The organism is Cryobacterium sp. Sr8, assembly GCF_004403225.1.
GTDB classification, from domain to species: domain Bacteria; phylum Actinomycetota; class Actinomycetes; order Actinomycetales; family Microbacteriaceae; genus Cryobacterium; species Cryobacterium psychrotolerans.
Window position 1 is genome coordinate 88726 of sequence record NZ_SOHO01000022.1, and the last position, 14623, is coordinate 103348.

21 protein-coding genes are annotated in these 14623 nt (G+C 60.5%); 19 read left to right on the forward strand and 2 right to left on the reverse strand.

The features are described 5' to 3' along the window. The first annotated feature begins 9 nt into the window (after positions 1–9). The 17 genes from E3T54_RS16620 to E3T54_RS02975 all read left to right on the forward strand — a co-directional run bounded on the left by E3T54_RS16620 (position 10) and on the right by E3T54_RS02975 (position 13146). Positions 10–147 (forward strand): hypothetical protein, encoded by a 138-nt coding sequence (locus tag E3T54_RS16620; RefSeq protein WP_166804807.1) that lies wholly within the window; start codon positions 10–12, stop codon positions 145–147. Further along, on the forward strand, positions 144–1286 hold the full coding sequence (locus E3T54_RS02905; RefSeq protein WP_134474495.1) for a phage portal protein: 1143 nt from the start codon (positions 144–146) through the stop codon (positions 1284–1286). Before E3T54_RS16620 ends, E3T54_RS02905 begins: the two co-directional genes overlap by 4 nt. A 21-nt stretch (positions 1287–1307) precedes the next feature. Further along, positions 1308–2015, forward strand: a complete 708-nt coding sequence (locus E3T54_RS02910; RefSeq protein WP_134474496.1) for an HK97 family phage prohead protease — start codon at positions 1308–1310, stop codon at positions 2013–2015. A gap of 101 nt (positions 2016–2116) precedes the next feature. Then, positions 2117–3334 (forward strand): phage major capsid protein, encoded by a 1218-nt coding sequence (locus E3T54_RS02915; protein WP_134474497.1) that lies wholly within the window; start codon positions 2117–2119, stop codon positions 3332–3334. 77 nt (positions 3335–3411) lie between these two features. Beyond that, positions 3412–3630: a hypothetical protein gene (locus E3T54_RS02920; RefSeq protein WP_134474498.1), complete on the forward strand. Its 219-nt coding sequence runs from the start codon at positions 3412–3414 to the stop codon at positions 3628–3630. Continuing rightward, positions 3630–4187 (forward strand): phage gp6-like head-tail connector protein, encoded by a 558-nt coding sequence (locus tag E3T54_RS02925; protein ID WP_134474499.1) that lies wholly within the window; start codon positions 3630–3632, stop codon positions 4185–4187. The genes E3T54_RS02920 and E3T54_RS02925 overlap by 1 nt, the downstream gene beginning before the upstream one ends. Next, positions 4187–4645 (forward strand): hypothetical protein, encoded by a 459-nt coding sequence (locus E3T54_RS02930; RefSeq protein ID WP_134474500.1) that lies wholly within the window; start codon positions 4187–4189, stop codon positions 4643–4645. The genes E3T54_RS02925 and E3T54_RS02930 overlap by 1 nt, the downstream gene beginning before the upstream one ends. An 8-nt stretch (positions 4646–4653) precedes the next feature. Next, positions 4654–4824 (forward strand): hypothetical protein, encoded by a 171-nt coding sequence (locus E3T54_RS16625; protein ID WP_166804808.1) that lies wholly within the window; start codon positions 4654–4656, stop codon positions 4822–4824. After that, positions 4821–5843, forward strand: coding sequence for a phage tail tube protein (locus tag E3T54_RS02935; RefSeq protein ID WP_134474501.1), 1023 nt, complete (start codon positions 4821–4823; stop codon positions 5841–5843). The genes E3T54_RS16625 and E3T54_RS02935 overlap by 4 nt, the downstream gene beginning before the upstream one ends. Continuing rightward, complete coding sequence (locus E3T54_RS02940; RefSeq protein ID WP_134474502.1) at positions 5843–6352, forward strand: hypothetical protein; 510 nt, start codon at positions 5843–5845, stop codon at positions 6350–6352. Before E3T54_RS02935 ends, E3T54_RS02940 begins: the two co-directional genes overlap by 1 nt. Beyond that, entirely contained in the window at positions 6349–6681 is a 333-nt protein-coding gene (locus tag E3T54_RS02945) for a hypothetical protein (RefSeq protein ID WP_134474503.1), read from the forward strand. The genes E3T54_RS02940 and E3T54_RS02945 overlap by 4 nt, the downstream gene beginning before the upstream one ends. Before the next feature lie 198 nt (positions 6682–6879). Next, entirely contained in the window at positions 6880–8391 is a 1512-nt protein-coding gene (locus E3T54_RS02950) for a hypothetical protein (RefSeq protein WP_134474504.1), read from the forward strand. After that, on the forward strand, positions 8391–9239 hold the full coding sequence (locus E3T54_RS02955) for a hypothetical protein (protein WP_134474505.1): 849 nt from the start codon (positions 8391–8393) through the stop codon (positions 9237–9239). The genes E3T54_RS02950 and E3T54_RS02955 overlap by 1 nt, the downstream gene beginning before the upstream one ends. A 9-nt stretch (positions 9240–9248) precedes the next feature. Next, a complete protein-coding gene (locus E3T54_RS02960) occupies positions 9249–10259 on the forward strand; it encodes a hypothetical protein (RefSeq protein WP_134474506.1) in 1011 nt (336 codons plus the stop codon). A 258-nt stretch (positions 10260–10517) separates the two neighbouring features. Next, positions 10518–11387 carry a peptidoglycan recognition family protein gene (locus E3T54_RS02965; RefSeq protein WP_134474507.1) on the forward strand — a complete coding sequence of 290 codons (870 nt, stop codon included), beginning with the start codon at positions 10518–10520 and terminating at the stop codon, positions 11385–11387. Positions 11388–11422: 35 nt separating this feature from the next. Beyond that, positions 11423–12586 carry a hypothetical protein gene (locus tag E3T54_RS02970; RefSeq protein WP_134474508.1) on the forward strand — a complete coding sequence of 388 codons (1164 nt, stop codon included), beginning with the start codon at positions 11423–11425 and terminating at the stop codon, positions 12584–12586. Between the two features lie 2 nt (positions 12587–12588). After that, positions 12589–13146 carry a hypothetical protein gene (locus E3T54_RS02975; protein ID WP_134474509.1) on the forward strand — a complete coding sequence of 186 codons (558 nt, stop codon included), beginning with the start codon at positions 12589–12591 and terminating at the stop codon, positions 13144–13146. Here E3T54_RS02975 and E3T54_RS02980 read toward each other — a convergent pair whose 3' ends face one another. Further along, positions 13147–13635, reverse strand: a complete 489-nt coding sequence (locus E3T54_RS02980; RefSeq protein WP_134474510.1) for a hypothetical protein — start codon at positions 13633–13635, stop codon at positions 13147–13149. 53 nt (positions 13636–13688) lie between these two features. Then, entirely contained in the window at positions 13689–13841 is a 153-nt protein-coding gene (locus E3T54_RS16630) for a hypothetical protein (RefSeq protein ID WP_166804809.1), read from the reverse strand. Positions 13842–13990: 149 nt separating this feature from the next. On the opposite strand from E3T54_RS16630, the gene E3T54_RS02985 reads away from it, so the two are divergent. Both E3T54_RS02985 and E3T54_RS02990 read left to right on the forward strand, forming a co-directional pair. Then, positions 13991–14356: a hypothetical protein gene (locus E3T54_RS02985; RefSeq protein ID WP_134474511.1), complete on the forward strand. Its 366-nt coding sequence runs from the start codon at positions 13991–13993 to the stop codon at positions 14354–14356. 19 nt (positions 14357–14375) lie between these two features. Next, complete coding sequence (locus E3T54_RS02990) at positions 14376–14555, forward strand: hypothetical protein (protein WP_134474512.1); 180 nt, start codon at positions 14376–14378, stop codon at positions 14553–14555. Positions 14556–14623: the final 68 nt, after the last annotated feature.

Below are 14623 nucleotides of genomic sequence, written 5' to 3' on the forward strand. Positions count from 1 at the left end.
GAGGCTCGCGTGAGTGTGGTTACTACTGTTCTGGAGCTTCTGGGGTTGGCGCTCGTTGTGGCTGGTGTTGCCTTGATCTATCCTCCTGCCGCGCTTGTCGTTGCCGGTGTCGGTTTCGTCTGGATAAGTAAGCAGGTTTCCCGTTGAGTATCCTTTTTCGTAAGGCCGCCGAGGTGCGGGCTGTTTCTTTTCAGGACGTGTGGGGTTCGGGCGGTTCGCTTGCTTCGGCGAGTAAGAGTGCTCTGAGTCTGGTGCCTGTGTATGCGGCGACGGGTTTGATTGCTGACCAGTTTGCGGCTGCCCCTGTGGCTGTGTTTGAGAAGGGTTCGTCTGGTGTGCCGTCGAGGGTTGACGTGCAGCCTGATTTGGTGCGTGATCCTGGCGCGAATGGGTTGGATGTGTATTCGTGGAAGCATCAGGCGATCACGTCTTGTTTGCTGCGCGGTAACGCTTATGGGCTCATCACGGCGATTGACAACCAGAGCCGCCCGTCTAAGGTGCTGTGGTTGAACCCTGAGGATGTGTTCGTTGATGAGGCGTCGGGTGTTCCGCAGTATTTCTATAAGGGCCGGCTGGTTCCTCGCGCTGATCTGATTCATATTCCGGCGTATGTTCAGGCTGGTTCTGTTGTGGGTTTGTCTCCGCTTGGCTTGTTCAAGGCTCAGATTGAGACTGGCGATCAGGCGCAGCAGTTCGGTAAGAACTGGTTTAAGCGTGGTGGTATTCCGTCTGGTGTGTTGAAGAACAGCATGACGACGATTAGCGCGGATCAGGCGTCGACCACTAAGGCTAGGTTCAAGGCTTCGGTTGCGGCGTCGGAGCCGTTTGTGACTGGCAAGGATTGGGATTACACGCCGATCACTGTTCCTGGTGGTGAGGCTCAGTTCATTTCTACGTTGAAGTTGACGGCTACACAGTTCGCGGCTATTTACCGGGTTGCACCGGAGGACATTGGCGGCGAGACTTCGGGTTCGTCGTTGACGTATAAGAGTCTTGAGCAGGATCAGATCAGGTTTGCGATGCGTACTTTGCGCCCGTGGACGACCCGGTTTGAGGCTGTGTTCGATCGTTACTTGTTCGGCACGCAGTACATGCGATTCAATCTTGATGCGTCGGCTCGTGCTGACTTGTCGACACGTATGAGCGCTCACGCTGCGGCTATTGGCGCGGGTATTGAAACGATCAGCGAGGCACGTGCGCTTGAAGAGCGCGCGCCGCTTACTGCTGAGCAGTGGGCCGAGTTCATGGCAACCCGCCAGGCCGCCCCGAAGACCCCGGCCCTGTAGTGCGGCACGAAGGAGAATCCCATGCATGATGTTGAGAAGCGCAGCACTGCGCTGCCGGTTGAGTTTCGTGCTGCCGTCGAGGGTGCAGGCAGCGTGTTGAGTGGTTATGCCGCACGGTATAACCGTTACTCGCAGAACCTTGGCGGGTTTGTTGAGCAGGTTGCGCCTGGTGCGTTTGCTAAGTCGCTGGGTGACAAGGTGTCTGTTATTGCCCGGTACAACCATGATGACAACTACCTGCTCGGCACTACGGAGGCGGGCACGCTTGTCCTGGTGTCTGACGATGAGGGCCTGCGTTATGACGTGGATCTGCCGGACACTACGGCTGGCAATGACGTGGGGAAGCTTGCGGCTCGCGGCGACCTGCGTTATTCGTCGTTTGCGTTCCATGTTCTCGAGGATGAATGGTCTGTGACTGAGCAGGGGTTTCCGTTGCGCACGCTGCTGAATGTGCAGCTGGTCGATGTTGCCCCGGTGAACACGCCTGCCTACCTTGATACGTCAACGGGTTTGCGGTCGCTTGCTGAACATTTGCACATGGATGTTGAGCAGGTGCAGGCTGCGCCCCTTGAAGAGATCCGGTCGCTGCTCAATGGCGAAGAGATCGCCCCAAAGATTCCCGACGCAGAAGTGCGCGGAGAAGAGCAGGAAGACAGCAGCGGGCAGGGAGACACCCACCCGCTAGTCAATCTGCGACAGCGAGAGCTTGAGCTTCTAAAGCTCAAGTGAGTTTCACCCCGTGAGCAGGTAGACGACCACTCGCAAATCTTCTAACCATTTCAAGCCCTGGCTAATGCCGGGGCTTTTGTCATTCCTGGGAGGGAATAAGAATGTCCGAATATGCAAAGAACCTGCTTGAACTGCGGGCGAACACGTGGGAGCAGGCCAAGGGACTCCTTGACCACGCCGCGTCTGAGAAGCGCGAACTGACTGCTGAGGAAGAAGTTTCCTACGGCAAGATGACCGCTGACATTGAGTCGCTGCGTTCACGTGCTGACAAGCTCGTTGAGGATGCCGCTTCCGCTAAGGCCGCTGAGGACTCCCTTCGCAGCCTCATGGGCAAGCCGGCCACCCGCGAGACCAACGACGGACTGAGCGACGAGCTGCGTTCGTTCATCAAGGGCGAGAAGCGTTCCGTCATGCTCGCGCCGACCCTCGAGGAAGCCCGCGCGCTTTCCAAGGGCACCGCGACTGCTGGTGGCAACGCTGTCCCGACTTCGTTCTACGGTTCGCTGTGGGAGCACCTCGTTGAGAATGCCACCCTCATGAACGGCGGGGCGACGATCTTCACCACGACCTCGGGCGAGAGCATTGAGATCCCGATCACGACCAGCCATGGTGCGGCCGCTGCTGTTGCTGAGGGTGTTGCCATTGCTGGCACCGACCCGGCATTCGCTAAGCGCACCCTCGGTTCGTTCAAGTACGGCCAGCTGGTCAAGGTGTCGCGCGAACTCGCTGAGGACGCCGGCTTTGACCTTGAGGGCTACCTGGCGCGTACCGTTGGTCGCAACATCGGTAACGCTTTCGGGGCCAAGCTGGTCTCTGGTGCTGGCACCACGGAGCCGACTGGTATCACGGTGTCGTCCACCCTCGGGGTTACGGGCGCTGCTGCTGTTGCTGGCGTTCCGACGCTCGACAACCTGATCGACCTTCTGTACTCGGTCACGTCGCCTTACCGCGACCAGTCGACGGCGAAGTGGCTGATGAAGGACTCGACCGCAGCCGTGATCCGCAAGTTCCGCGAGGGTGCCGGGACCGGCGCGTACCTGTGGCAGCCGTCCGTCATTGAGGGCACGCCTGACCGCCTGCTCAACAAGGCCGTCCTGACTGACCCGAACGTTGCCGGCACTGGCCTTTCGGCCAAGTCGGTTCTGTTCGGCGACCTTTCCGCTTATGCGGTGCGGGTTGTCAACGGCATCAAGTTTGAGCGTTCGGATGAGTTCGCGTTCGACACCGACCAGATCACGTTCCGCGCGACCATTCGCGGCGACGGGCTTCTGATCGACCAGACCGGTGCTGTCAAGCACTTCGTCGGCGCGGCCACCTAATCCCTCGGGATTGATTCGCAGCGCGAGGGGTGGGGAAACCTGCCCCTCGCGTACCCCACAAATTTTAGGAGAGCGCAATGACTCATGTTCAGATGGTCGCTGGTATCAGCGGCACCCGCGACGGCCAGGATTGGCCTGCGATTGGCGGCACCCTTGACGTGCCCGCGGCTGAGGCTGCCGACCTGATCGCTGCCGGGCTCGCTGTTGCTGGGCCGCAGAAGGCCGCAGTGACGCTGCCTCGTGAAGAGCGTGCTGTTGCTCCGCGTGCTGAGACTCGCAAGGGTCAGCGCAAGTAATGGCTGTCGTCGCCGGGCTTATCACGCTCGCAGATGCTAAGGCGTCGCTTGGTATCCCCCTTGCGACGACCACGAATGATGCTGACCTTGAGCGTTACATTGAGGCTGCTACTCCGGTTATTGAGAATATTACGGGACCGATTATTCCTGTCTCTCGTGTGTTCGCTGTTGACGGCGGTTCGTATGCGGTTTTGGTTGGTTGTCGTTTCAATGCGGTTACTTCGGTTGCCGAGTCGGGCACAGTCATTACTGACTTTGTGTCGGATGGTGAGGCGGGGATCATCTATGCCGGGTCGACTGCCGGGTCGCGTGCGTTCACTTCGGGTGTGCGTAACGTCATTGTGACGGTGACGGTTGGTTCCGCTGCGGTTCCGCCGAACGTTGCCTTGGCGACGCGTGAGCTTGTGCGGCATTGGTGGCAGTTGGGCCGGCAGGGGAACCGTCCGGCGTTTGGTAACGAGGGTGTGGGCGAGGTTAGTGTCCCGTCTGGGTTCGCTGTTCCGCGCCGTGTGATTGAGCTGTGTGAGCCGAATAGGCGCATGGCAGGGTTTGCCTGATGCCGTCGGCGAGTGTGGCGGCCGCGTTCAAGGATGCGTTCGTTGCTGCGGCTCAGACGTTGTGGGCGGGCACGGATGTGCAGGTTTCTTTCGGTCATCCGGGGCAGTCGCAGGCTGACGACATTGTGGCGTTCGGTCGTGTGTCGACGGAGCAGGATGTGGCGACTCTTGGCTCGAATCGTTCGCGTGAGGAAACGCTGACGCTCGACGTCGTGTTTTCCATCTTCCGCGGTGGTGGGCCTGACATGGAGAAGGTTGCGTCTGATCGCGGCTACGCCCTGTTGGGTCAGCTCGAGACGTTCGCGCGTGTCACTGACACGACTATCGGCGGCACGGTTCGCCATTGCTTCCTGGTGTCGCATGAGTCGGACGGGTCGACTGACCCGCAGATTCTTGCTGCCGGTCGCCTCATTGAGATCACAGCCCAGTTTCGGGCCCAAGCACGCATTACGTCTTAGGAGCATCAATGCCCAGTTTCAAGAATGTCAGCCCGCAAGGGGATTTGGATTTGCCTCTGGTGGGCCGTGTCATCACGGCTGGCGAGGTGTTTGAAGTTACTGCCGCGCAGGCGGATCTGTTGTCTGCCCAACCTGATGTGTGGCAGATCGTCAACTCTAAGAAGGAGAACGGCAAATGACCACTCAGCTTGATAGCTCTATTGGGCTGAAGAAGGAAACCACCTTCGGCGCAGCCGTTGTTGTAGACAAGTTCTACGAGTTCACCGAGGAAGATTTCGCGTGGGTGCCCACTTTTGCTCAGGGTGCAGGCCAGCGTTTCGGGCAGCGTGTTGCTGCTGCTGACCGGCGTGTGCTGGTGAAGGAAGAGTCCAACGGCTCGCTGACTGTTGAGGCTGTCACCAAGGGCTTGGGTGCGCTGCTTGAGGCCGCGCTTGGCACCGCAACGTCAACGATCATCGGCACTGGCCCCGGCTACCAGCAGGTGTTCACGCCGACGGCCGATGACTACCTGCCGTCGTACACGGTGCAGAAGGGCGTCCCCATTTTGGGCGGCGCGGTTTCTCCGCAGACGTTCGCCGGGTGCGTGTGTTCCGGGTTTGAGCTGTCGGGTGCGAATGGTGCTATTCCCACGTTCCAGTTCAATTTCCTTGGCAAGTCGGTTGATACGGTTGCAGCTTATGCTGCGGCGTCGTACCCGGCGAACAACCAACTGTTGTCGTTCGTCAACGGGTCCATCACTATCGGCGGGACAGTGACGGCTCCGACCGCCTCGGCTCTGGCTTCGGGCGGTACTGCTGCGGGCAACATCCGCGACTTTGCCCTGACGTGGGACAACGGGCTGGACGAGAACGGGTTTGACTACGGCGGAGCGGGCAAGCGTTCGCGCAAGCCTGCTCTGGGCCTGCGGTCGGGTACGGGCACGATTACGGCCGAGTATGACTCGAATGTTCTCCGTGATGCGTACTTGGCTCAGACCAACCTGGCGTTGGTGCTGACGTTCGCTTCGACGGTGGCGATTTCGGCGGGCGTGTTCCCGACGATTCAGATCACGATCCCGAACATCCGCCTTGAGGGTGAACTTCCGAAGGCTGCGGCTGGGGACGTTATCACTCAGGCAATTGGGTTCACTGTTCTTGACAACCGCACGGCTGCGCACCCGATCTACGTTGCGATTGTGACGCCTGAGACTGCGATCTAATGCCGCGCGGGGATCAGGGCTTTCAGGTTGTCATTGATCCCCTTGCTTGGTATCAGCTCAAGAAGGATCTTGACAGCTTCGACCCATCGTTGGCGAAGGCGCTGCGGAAGCGCATTCGTAACGCGGGCATGGTTGCCGCTGATGCAGTGAAGTCGAGCCTGTCGAAGCCGTCACCCGCTGGCGGCAGTTCGCCGATGAGTTCGGAAGTGCGGGCGCAGCTTATTGCTGCGACCCGCATTTCTGTTTCTTTCGGCAAGAAGGCTGCCGGCGCGAAGATCGTGACGGGCTCTAACCGGCTGTCGGCCGAGAACAAGGGCCTGCTCAAGGCGTACAACAAGAAGCACTTTCGGCACCCGCTGTTCGGCGATAAGACGCGGTGGGTTGTGCAGGAGGGTCGCCCCTATTTCGGTTCGGTTATTCAGCAGGCGCTTGATCGGGCCCTGGTCAATGAGATTCAGGCCGCGTTGCGTGATGCGACGGCGACCATCAAGGTGAAGGGCACGTTGTGAACATCGTTATTAGTGGGGTCGCCTACGGGCTTGAGGACTCAATCAGTAAGGCGACACTGGGAGACCTGTATCTGCTCAAGGTGAAACTGGGTGTTTCGGTCAAAACCATTCAGGGCACCTTTCAGAAGTTCGGCGAGCTTGAGGATGCTGTTGACCTGTTGGACGACGCTGATGCGCTGTTGAACTTGCAGGGCATTATCTGGCTGTCGCGTCGCAAGGCGGGCGAGGATACCTCGTTCGAGGATGCTGGTGCCGTGTCGTTCGTGGATCTCGCGTTTGAGGATGACGACGACGAAGCGGGCGCTGATGTTGAGGACCCAAAAGCGTAAGCGGGTTCCGCTCCGGCAGGAAGCAGCAGCCCGCCCCTGACTTGATCGAGGACATCCAGGCGTCCATTTATGAGTGGTTGCCGTTGATCTCGCATCTGTATCCGGGCATTACCCCGTTCAACATTTGGGATTTGACGTTCGATTTTTGGCGGCTGTATGTCGCGCACGCAAACGAGCATGTGAAGGCGAGGGATTCAAGTGGCTAGCAAGTCCCTAATTTTCGATATTTTCGGGCGTGACAAGACCGCATCTAAGGCGCTCAAGGGTGTTGGCTCTACTGCTGAGAGCATGGGCAAGAAGCTCGCGGGTGTGGGCAAGGCTATCGGTGTTGGGCTGGCTCTCGCGGCTGCGGGTGCTGTGGCGTTCGGCGTCGATTCGGTCAAGGCTTTTGCGGAAGCTGAGCAGTCGCAGTTGAAGCTTTCGGATGCGTTTGCCAGGTTCCCGAAGCTGGCCGATACTAACGCGGTGGCGCTGGGAAAGCTGAACTCTGCACTGGCGAAGAAGACCCGCTTTGATGATGATGCCACGGCGTCGGGTCAGGCAGTGCTTGCACAGTTCGACCTGACCGGGAAGCAGCTTGAGCGGATTACGCCGCTGATGCAGGATTATGCGGCGAAGACTGGCAAGGATTTGCCGTCTGCGGCGGGTCTTCTTGGCAAGGCCATGATGGGCAATGCCAAGGCGCTGAAAGAGATCGGCATTGATTTCAAGGCAACCGGCAACAAGGGCAAGGACTTCGACACGATCGTTGGCCTGCTGTCTAAGAAGGTTGGCGGGTTCGCCGCGAAAGAGGGCGCGACCGCAACTGGTCGCCTTGAGATCATGCGCAACAGGTTCGGTGAGATCCAGGAGAAGATCGGCGAGGCGCTGCTTCCCGCCCTTGAAGACTTTGCTGACTTCACCGACGAAACCCTACTGCCCCTGCTCGAGGACTTCTCTGACTGGTTCGTTAATGAGGGGCTGCCCGCGCTCAACGACTTCGCCGCCTACATGAAGAGCGATGTTGTACCGGCGCTTAGGGACATCAAGAAGGCTTACGACGAGGATGTGTACCCCGCGCTCTACGATTTCGGCGTCATGCTTGGCGAAGCCGGAACCGAGGCTGGGCATTTCAGCGATGACACGTCGGGCATGTTCGATGGCATCCGCGCGTCCATGGACAAAATTCGACCTGCCACGGTCAGGATGTCCGAAGGTGTCGGCGTGGGCATGGCGTCGATGATGCTGTGGTTCGCGGGGTTACCGGGCCGCATCAACGGAGCAATGGTCGGCACTGGCACATGGCTGCGCCAGGCCGGCATTAACATCATGGCCGGGCTCGCGGGTGGCATGGGGTCCGCGATGGGCTGGGTGAAGCTGCGCATCAACGACGCGATCCGCGTGATCAACCGCGCCATCGGCAAGGTCAACATTGTTGGCGATGCGCTGAAAGCTGCGACTGGCGGCAAGGTCGGCTTCCACATCAAGAAGATCCCGATGCTAGCCACGGGTGGCACGGCTCTGAGCGCAGGTATGGCGTTGGTTGGTGAGCGTGGCCCGGAGCTGTTGCACATGCCGAAGGGTGCGTCGGTGATTCCGTTGGATCGTGTTGGTGACAACTTGAAGATGGGTTCTCGCGGCGGCGACACGTTCAACATTACGAGCCCGCATGACGGGATGGCTATTGCGCTTTCGGTTCAGCGCAGACAGAACGCATTGGCGGCGGCGTAGTGGCTATTTCGGCAGATCAAATTTATGTGTCGTTGGGTGCGATTACGTTTGGCGATGTTGATGAGTTCGGCGTGGACTGGGCGCTTGAGTCGTTCGATGGGTGGGGTGCTACGGGGTCAACCCTGAGTGTTACGCAGAAGCCGCGGGGCAATGGCGGGTGGGCTGGTGGTGCGTATGCGCAGCCTCGTACGCTCGCCATTGCTGGTAAGTTCTATGCGCCGAATGCTGGGGCTGCACGGGCTGCGTTGGATCGGTTGAACGCGGCGTGTTCGCTCAGTGAAACAACGCTGACGGTGTTTGAGCCGGGGCTTGCACGCACTGTTGCGGTGCGCCGTTCGGATGATGTGATTCATGACTGGATCACGCCGACGTATTGCTCTTGGTCAGTCCAGGTCATCGCCCCTGATCCCCGCAAGCTTTCCGCGACTCTCACTGCGTCTACTGGCCTGCCGTCTACGTCTGGCGGCTTGACTGTTCCGTTCACGGTTCCGTTCAGCATCACGGCGGCGACTGTTTCGGGTCAGGTGAATCTGACGAACACGGGCAACACGTCGGGCCCGGTGCTTCTGCGTATTGATGGGCCGTGTGTGGGTCCGATGGTTACGCATGTTGGTTCGGGCCTGTCTATGGTGTTTGCGTCGTCGTTGGTTCTCAATGCTGGCGAGTGGCTGGATATCGACATGGAGGCCCGGCAGGTTTTGGCGAATGGTCAGTCTTCGCGGAGTGGCTATGTTACGTCGCGCGGCTGGTCTTCATTCACTTCCGGCCCGAACACTTGGGCTTTTACAGCAGCATCTTTCAGCGCGGGCGCTTTGCTCACGGTCATTGCGACCCCAGCCGATCAGTAGGAGACACACATGGTTGACACAATTTATCCCGCGAACGCCGTTTCGGGTGCGCCGTCCTATTCGGGTCGGATGCTTCGGCAGTCTGGTTCGGCGGCGTTTGGTGGCGCTACGTCTGCGCGTCCTCTTGGGGCGCGTACGGGTGTGCGTCCTGGCACGTCGGTTACGACGGTAACGGCCACGGCTACCGTGTGGACGTGTGGCCCGTTTGCTGGTGTTGCGGATGCGGAGCCGGCTGCTGAGGCTGGCGCGTACACGTTCGCGTTTGATGCTGCGGCGACTGGTGCGGTGACGGCCGCGGATGCGACGAACCCGCGCGTGGATATTGTTTATGTTCAGGTCGATGACCCGTCTGAGTCTGACGGTTCGACGGTCCCGGCTGCTACGCGCAAGTATTTGGCGGGTACGGCTGCGGCTTCCCCTGTTGCTCCGGCAACTCCGGCGCGGTCGTTTGTGGTTGCGCGGATCAACGTGCCCGTGTCGGGTGGCGGTTCTCCGACTGTGACGTGGGTTGCCCCGTATGCAGTTGCTGCTGGCGGGATTCTGCCGGTTTGGTCCCTGGCCGAGCGGGACGCGTTGACCGTGCGCGCCGGGCTGAGGGTCTATCGGCTTGACCTGAACTTGACTGAGGTGTACAACGGTTCGGCTTGGACTGGTGCCACAGCTTCTTTCACCCCGGTATGGGTCGCGGGCACGCAGGTCGCGCTCGCCTCTGGGACGGCGGGCCGGTGGACGCAGGTGGGAAAACTGGTCACGTATCAGTTCTATGTCCGGTGCGGCACGGTCAATACCACTGGGACGTGGACACTATCGTTGCCCGTGGCGGCCGCCTTTGTCGGGCAGATCCCGACGCTTGGGACCGTTGGCGTGAACACGGCCGGCGGATACAACTCGGCACAGGCTGCGCTAATTTCTGGCGGGGTCACTATGAGGTTCCTCATGCCCGGTTCGACGAATTACCTGGTAACCGCGCCGGCCGTCAATAACGAAATATTCGGGTCTATCACCTACGAGGCCGTGTAGCCCGCGCGCAAGCCAATCGACCGGACCCTCGCAGCGTTAGTTGGTAGCGGCGTACCGTCCAGCGCACATCTCGTCGCAGAAGTAAAAGATCGCGTTGCCGAATTGTCGACCGTATGCAACCTGCACGGGACTGCGGCAATCGTGGCACTCCACAGTTACCGCGCCATCAGCACGCCGGGAATCTGTGGTCATGCGCTGAGCATACCAGCAATAGGCGGGCACCTTTCGGGGGTGTCCGCCGCAACCCTTTGGAGCGTCATGCCCACCTTCAGTCATCTCACCACGCGCACCGTCTCCACCATGAATTCAAGCACTCGGTTCGGTGCACGCCCGCGGTACATCGTTCTGCATCACATGGCTTCAACCGGATTCGAGGGTGTGTTGTCGCTATGGTCTGCCGCCCGCAAGCAGGGTTCGGCGCACTACGCGATCAGCAACGCGGGCCAGGTTGTCGGCGTTGTCCCCGAGGAACGCCGCGCCTGGTCGCTGTCTTCCGCCGCGTTCGACTCCAAGGCGATCGTGTTTGAGATTGCCAATCAGTCGATGGGCGGGACGTGGCCGGTATCAGCTGCGGCAGAAGAAGCGACCGCGCGTGTTGTCGCTGATATTTGCACCCGTTACGGCATCCCGATCACCCGTGACCGCATCATCGGGCACCGTGAGGTCTTCGCACGGTTTCACGCCGGCTATGCGACCGCCTGCCCTGGTGGGCTGAACCTCGACGGGATCGTTGCCCGCGCCAAGGCGCTCGCGGCTGGAACTGTGCCCCCTGCCGTCAAGCCTGCCGGGATCGTCAAGCGCGCAGTCAAGGCGGTCCGGCCCAAGCCGAAAGCGTGGCGGCTCGTGCTGCCCTCCCGCACGGTCGCCAAACGCATCCAACGGGCGCTTGCCAAACGTGGCAGGTACGCGGGCGCCATCGACGGCGTGTTCGGCGTGCTGTCCTACAAGGGCATCCAGAAGACGCTCGCCGTCGGTGCGGGTTACACAGGCCCCATCGACGGTGCCATTGGCATTGTCGGCGCACGCCTAATCCAAACCTACGCAGCCAAATTCGGCCGCTACAAAGGCACCATCGACGGCGACCTTGGCGCGTTCTCCTGGGCGGGCTTCGCAGCCGGCCTCGAATGACGCCACACATCCACACACCACGAAAGGCGTAACTGATGGCTGAACTTTCGTGGGTGTCCACTGACGCACAAACAGGGGTGATCCTCGCAGACCTGCCATTGCTCGAGGTTGATTCGGTCAAGTCCACCATTGGCCGGTACGAATCTACGATGGCGAACCTGCCATTGCCGGGTGCGCCTGTCGATTGGCAGCGCGCCACCCTTGAGGGTGCGTCGAACCTGATCCTGCTGTCTCAGTCGACGGATAAGAGCGGGCAGCCTGTGGGCGAGTCGGTGCCGATCTGGGGCGGCATGGTCACACGTTGCTCCCCTAACGAGTCGGACCTTGTGCCGTTGTCGCTTGCCACGCTCGAGTCGTATTTTGACCGGCGTTACGTTGGTGACGAAACGTTCGTGGGGGTGGGACAGAACGTCATTGTGGCGACGCTGGTGGACAAGTATGTGAAGGCTGGGGCAAAACCCGGCCTGCCAATTCGGGTGGCTTACACGGGCGCTGGGACGTTGCGTGACCGGACCTACGCCGACCAGGACGACAAGACTATCTATTCGGTTCTGTCCGACCTGATGGGTGTCGAGGGCGGCCCTGAATGGACTGTCGGTTGGGAGTGGCAGCACAACCCCGAACGCATCACCCCCGTGCTGTATGTGGGCGATCGTATCGGGCGCGCTGTCACCCCGGGCTTGGGTGCGGCGGCAACGTTCGAGATGCCCGGCCCCGTCACCGCGTTCTCCCTCGACAGGGACTACAGTGCAGGCCGTGGCGCGAACGACGTAATGGCAGTGTCTACCGCTGACGGCAACACGCGCCCGCAGTCACCTCGGCAAGTAGCGGCGAACACGTCACGGCCCACGTTCGAGTTCCGTTGGACACCCTCAACATCAATCACGAACGTTTCGACACTCACCGGGCACGCCCGCGCAGCACTCACCATTCTCGCCAACGGACCCAAGCCGCTCACCATGTCAGCCGCAATCGACGGTGCGCCAGAACTTGGCACGGACTGGTCGATTGGTGATGACATCGGGTTCGCCATCGGTGGCCTCGAAGACGACCCGGCTAATCCTGGCGGGCGCGAGTCAGTGCCGGCGTTCCCTGGCGGGTTCGCTGGGGTCGCGCGGGCGATCGGTTGGGAACTTAGTTTGACTGGTGTTCCAACGGTCACACCAACGCTCGCATCAACTGAAATTACAGGGGGTTAGCAATGGCACAGCCGGGTTCTATTAGTTCGCTCATGCCGCCGTCTGAGGATACGCAACTGCGGAGGATCGCGGATCTTGAACGGTTCGTGCGGGAGCTCGGCCCATCAATTGCTAAGTCGTTTCAGACGACAACGGATGGCCTCGCCAAGCAGATCGCTCAGATGAACTCCAACTCTTACGCTGCAACCAACGTGCAATTCCTGTCAGGCTCCGACCTCGTCACGGCAAATCAGCCGGTCGCCACGGCCACGTTCGTAAAACCCGCATGGGCGACACGATGCACGGTCATGGCAATTAGCGCGGTAACAACCAACACGACCAGCCAAACAACCGCGCCGCTGTCTGGGTCTGCCCGCACGGTTGTTGCCGGTACTGCGTCTGTGGCGTTTGGCATTGAGACGAAAGCGACTGAGGTTTACACAACGAAGGTGATCCCGTTGGCGCGGTCATTTGCCAGCGCGACCGACATTACAGTGGAAACGCAGGTGACGACTACGGGCGGCGCGGCGGGTAACGCGTTGTCGGCGCAGCTTGCCGTGACCGTGTTTTGGTACGCCTAGTTAGTAGGTGACGCAGCTTGTGGGCACGCCGTCTTCGCCGAGCCAGCCGGGCGCTTGTCCTTCCTCGCATGTGAACGTGGGGTTGAGCATCCACGCCTCGAACGGGGTGAGCGCTGCGGGCGTCGGGGTTGGGGTCGGCGCTGGCTTCGGCGCGGGTTTCGCGGCGGGCTTCGGTGCGACCACGGGGCCGGGCTTCGGCTTCGACACAGGGGCTGCGACGGGGGCCGCGACAGGGGCAGGCGCGTGCGCCACAACGGGCACGTCTGCGGGAGCCGCGACTGGCTTGGGCGCAACCGCAACGGGTGCAACCACGACACTCAGCCGCGCGTGTGGCGTCACATCCTCAGCGACAGGCACAACAGTCGGGCGTACTGGGACCACCTCAACACGGGTCGACGCATACGCCGCCCCCGCTAACCCGCCGACCAGGGCCAACACGGCAACAACGCCGACCAGCGCCTTGCGCTTGGTTCCAACTGTGCCGTTCATGCGTCCACCATTGTTTGTCATGTGACGAAACTAACAGGTGTGCATACACCCGGCTACACCTTCGGCACCCCCACAAAGAGGGTCAACGCTTCCCGCACCACATCGGTCAATGTGCGCCCCTCAGCTTTCGCTTTCTCCTGCGCCGCCACATACAAGGCATCATCAATGCGGAACCCTCGCACAGGGGTCTTCGGCTGATTAGGCATAGCTAATTTTTACACCACAACGCAAGCGCCCCCGGGAAGTGAACCAACACAAACCGGGGGCTGCCCCTAACCAAACCAAACAAGGAAAGGGGTTGGCTCATGATAGCTGCCCACACAAGCCCACCCGCCACGAACAAGGGCAGCAAGTCGTGACCAACATTGAGCCACCCCGCTTCGAGGAAGCGTTGCCCGTGCAGCTCACGCGCATGGAAGGCGTACTCAACATGATCGCTGAACGTGGCAAGAACACTGACCGCAGGGTTGACGGGCACGCGGGCGAGATCGTCGTCATGAAGGGCGAGATCACCGGCTTGCAGTCGCTCACGCAAACGCTCAAGGAGGGCGCGGAGGCTGACAAGAAAACGGCTGTTGCTCTTGCGCTTGCGTTGAAAGAGGCCGAGGAAACCAGGCGCACGAAAACGGAAACCGCGTGGTCGCCGTTCACGAAAATGTTCGCCGTCATCGCTACTGCTGCTGTTCTCTGGTCAGTCCTTAGCCCGCTCATCCCCCAGTAACCATTCATAAGGAGATCCCATGAACATGTTTAGCCCTTACGCGAAGGCCATTGTTGGCGGCATTGTGTCCGGCCTTGGTACGGCTGCGGTCGCTCTCGAGGATGGGGCGGTGTCTCCCATCGAAACCATCTTCATTGTCTTGGCGTTCATCGCTGGCACCGGGTTTGTGTACGCGACCCCGAACAAGCCCGCCGCGTAACCCCTGCATCACCCCTTGCCCCCTGCGGCTCATCCTTTTCGGATGGGTTGCAGGGGGTTTTTTTGTGT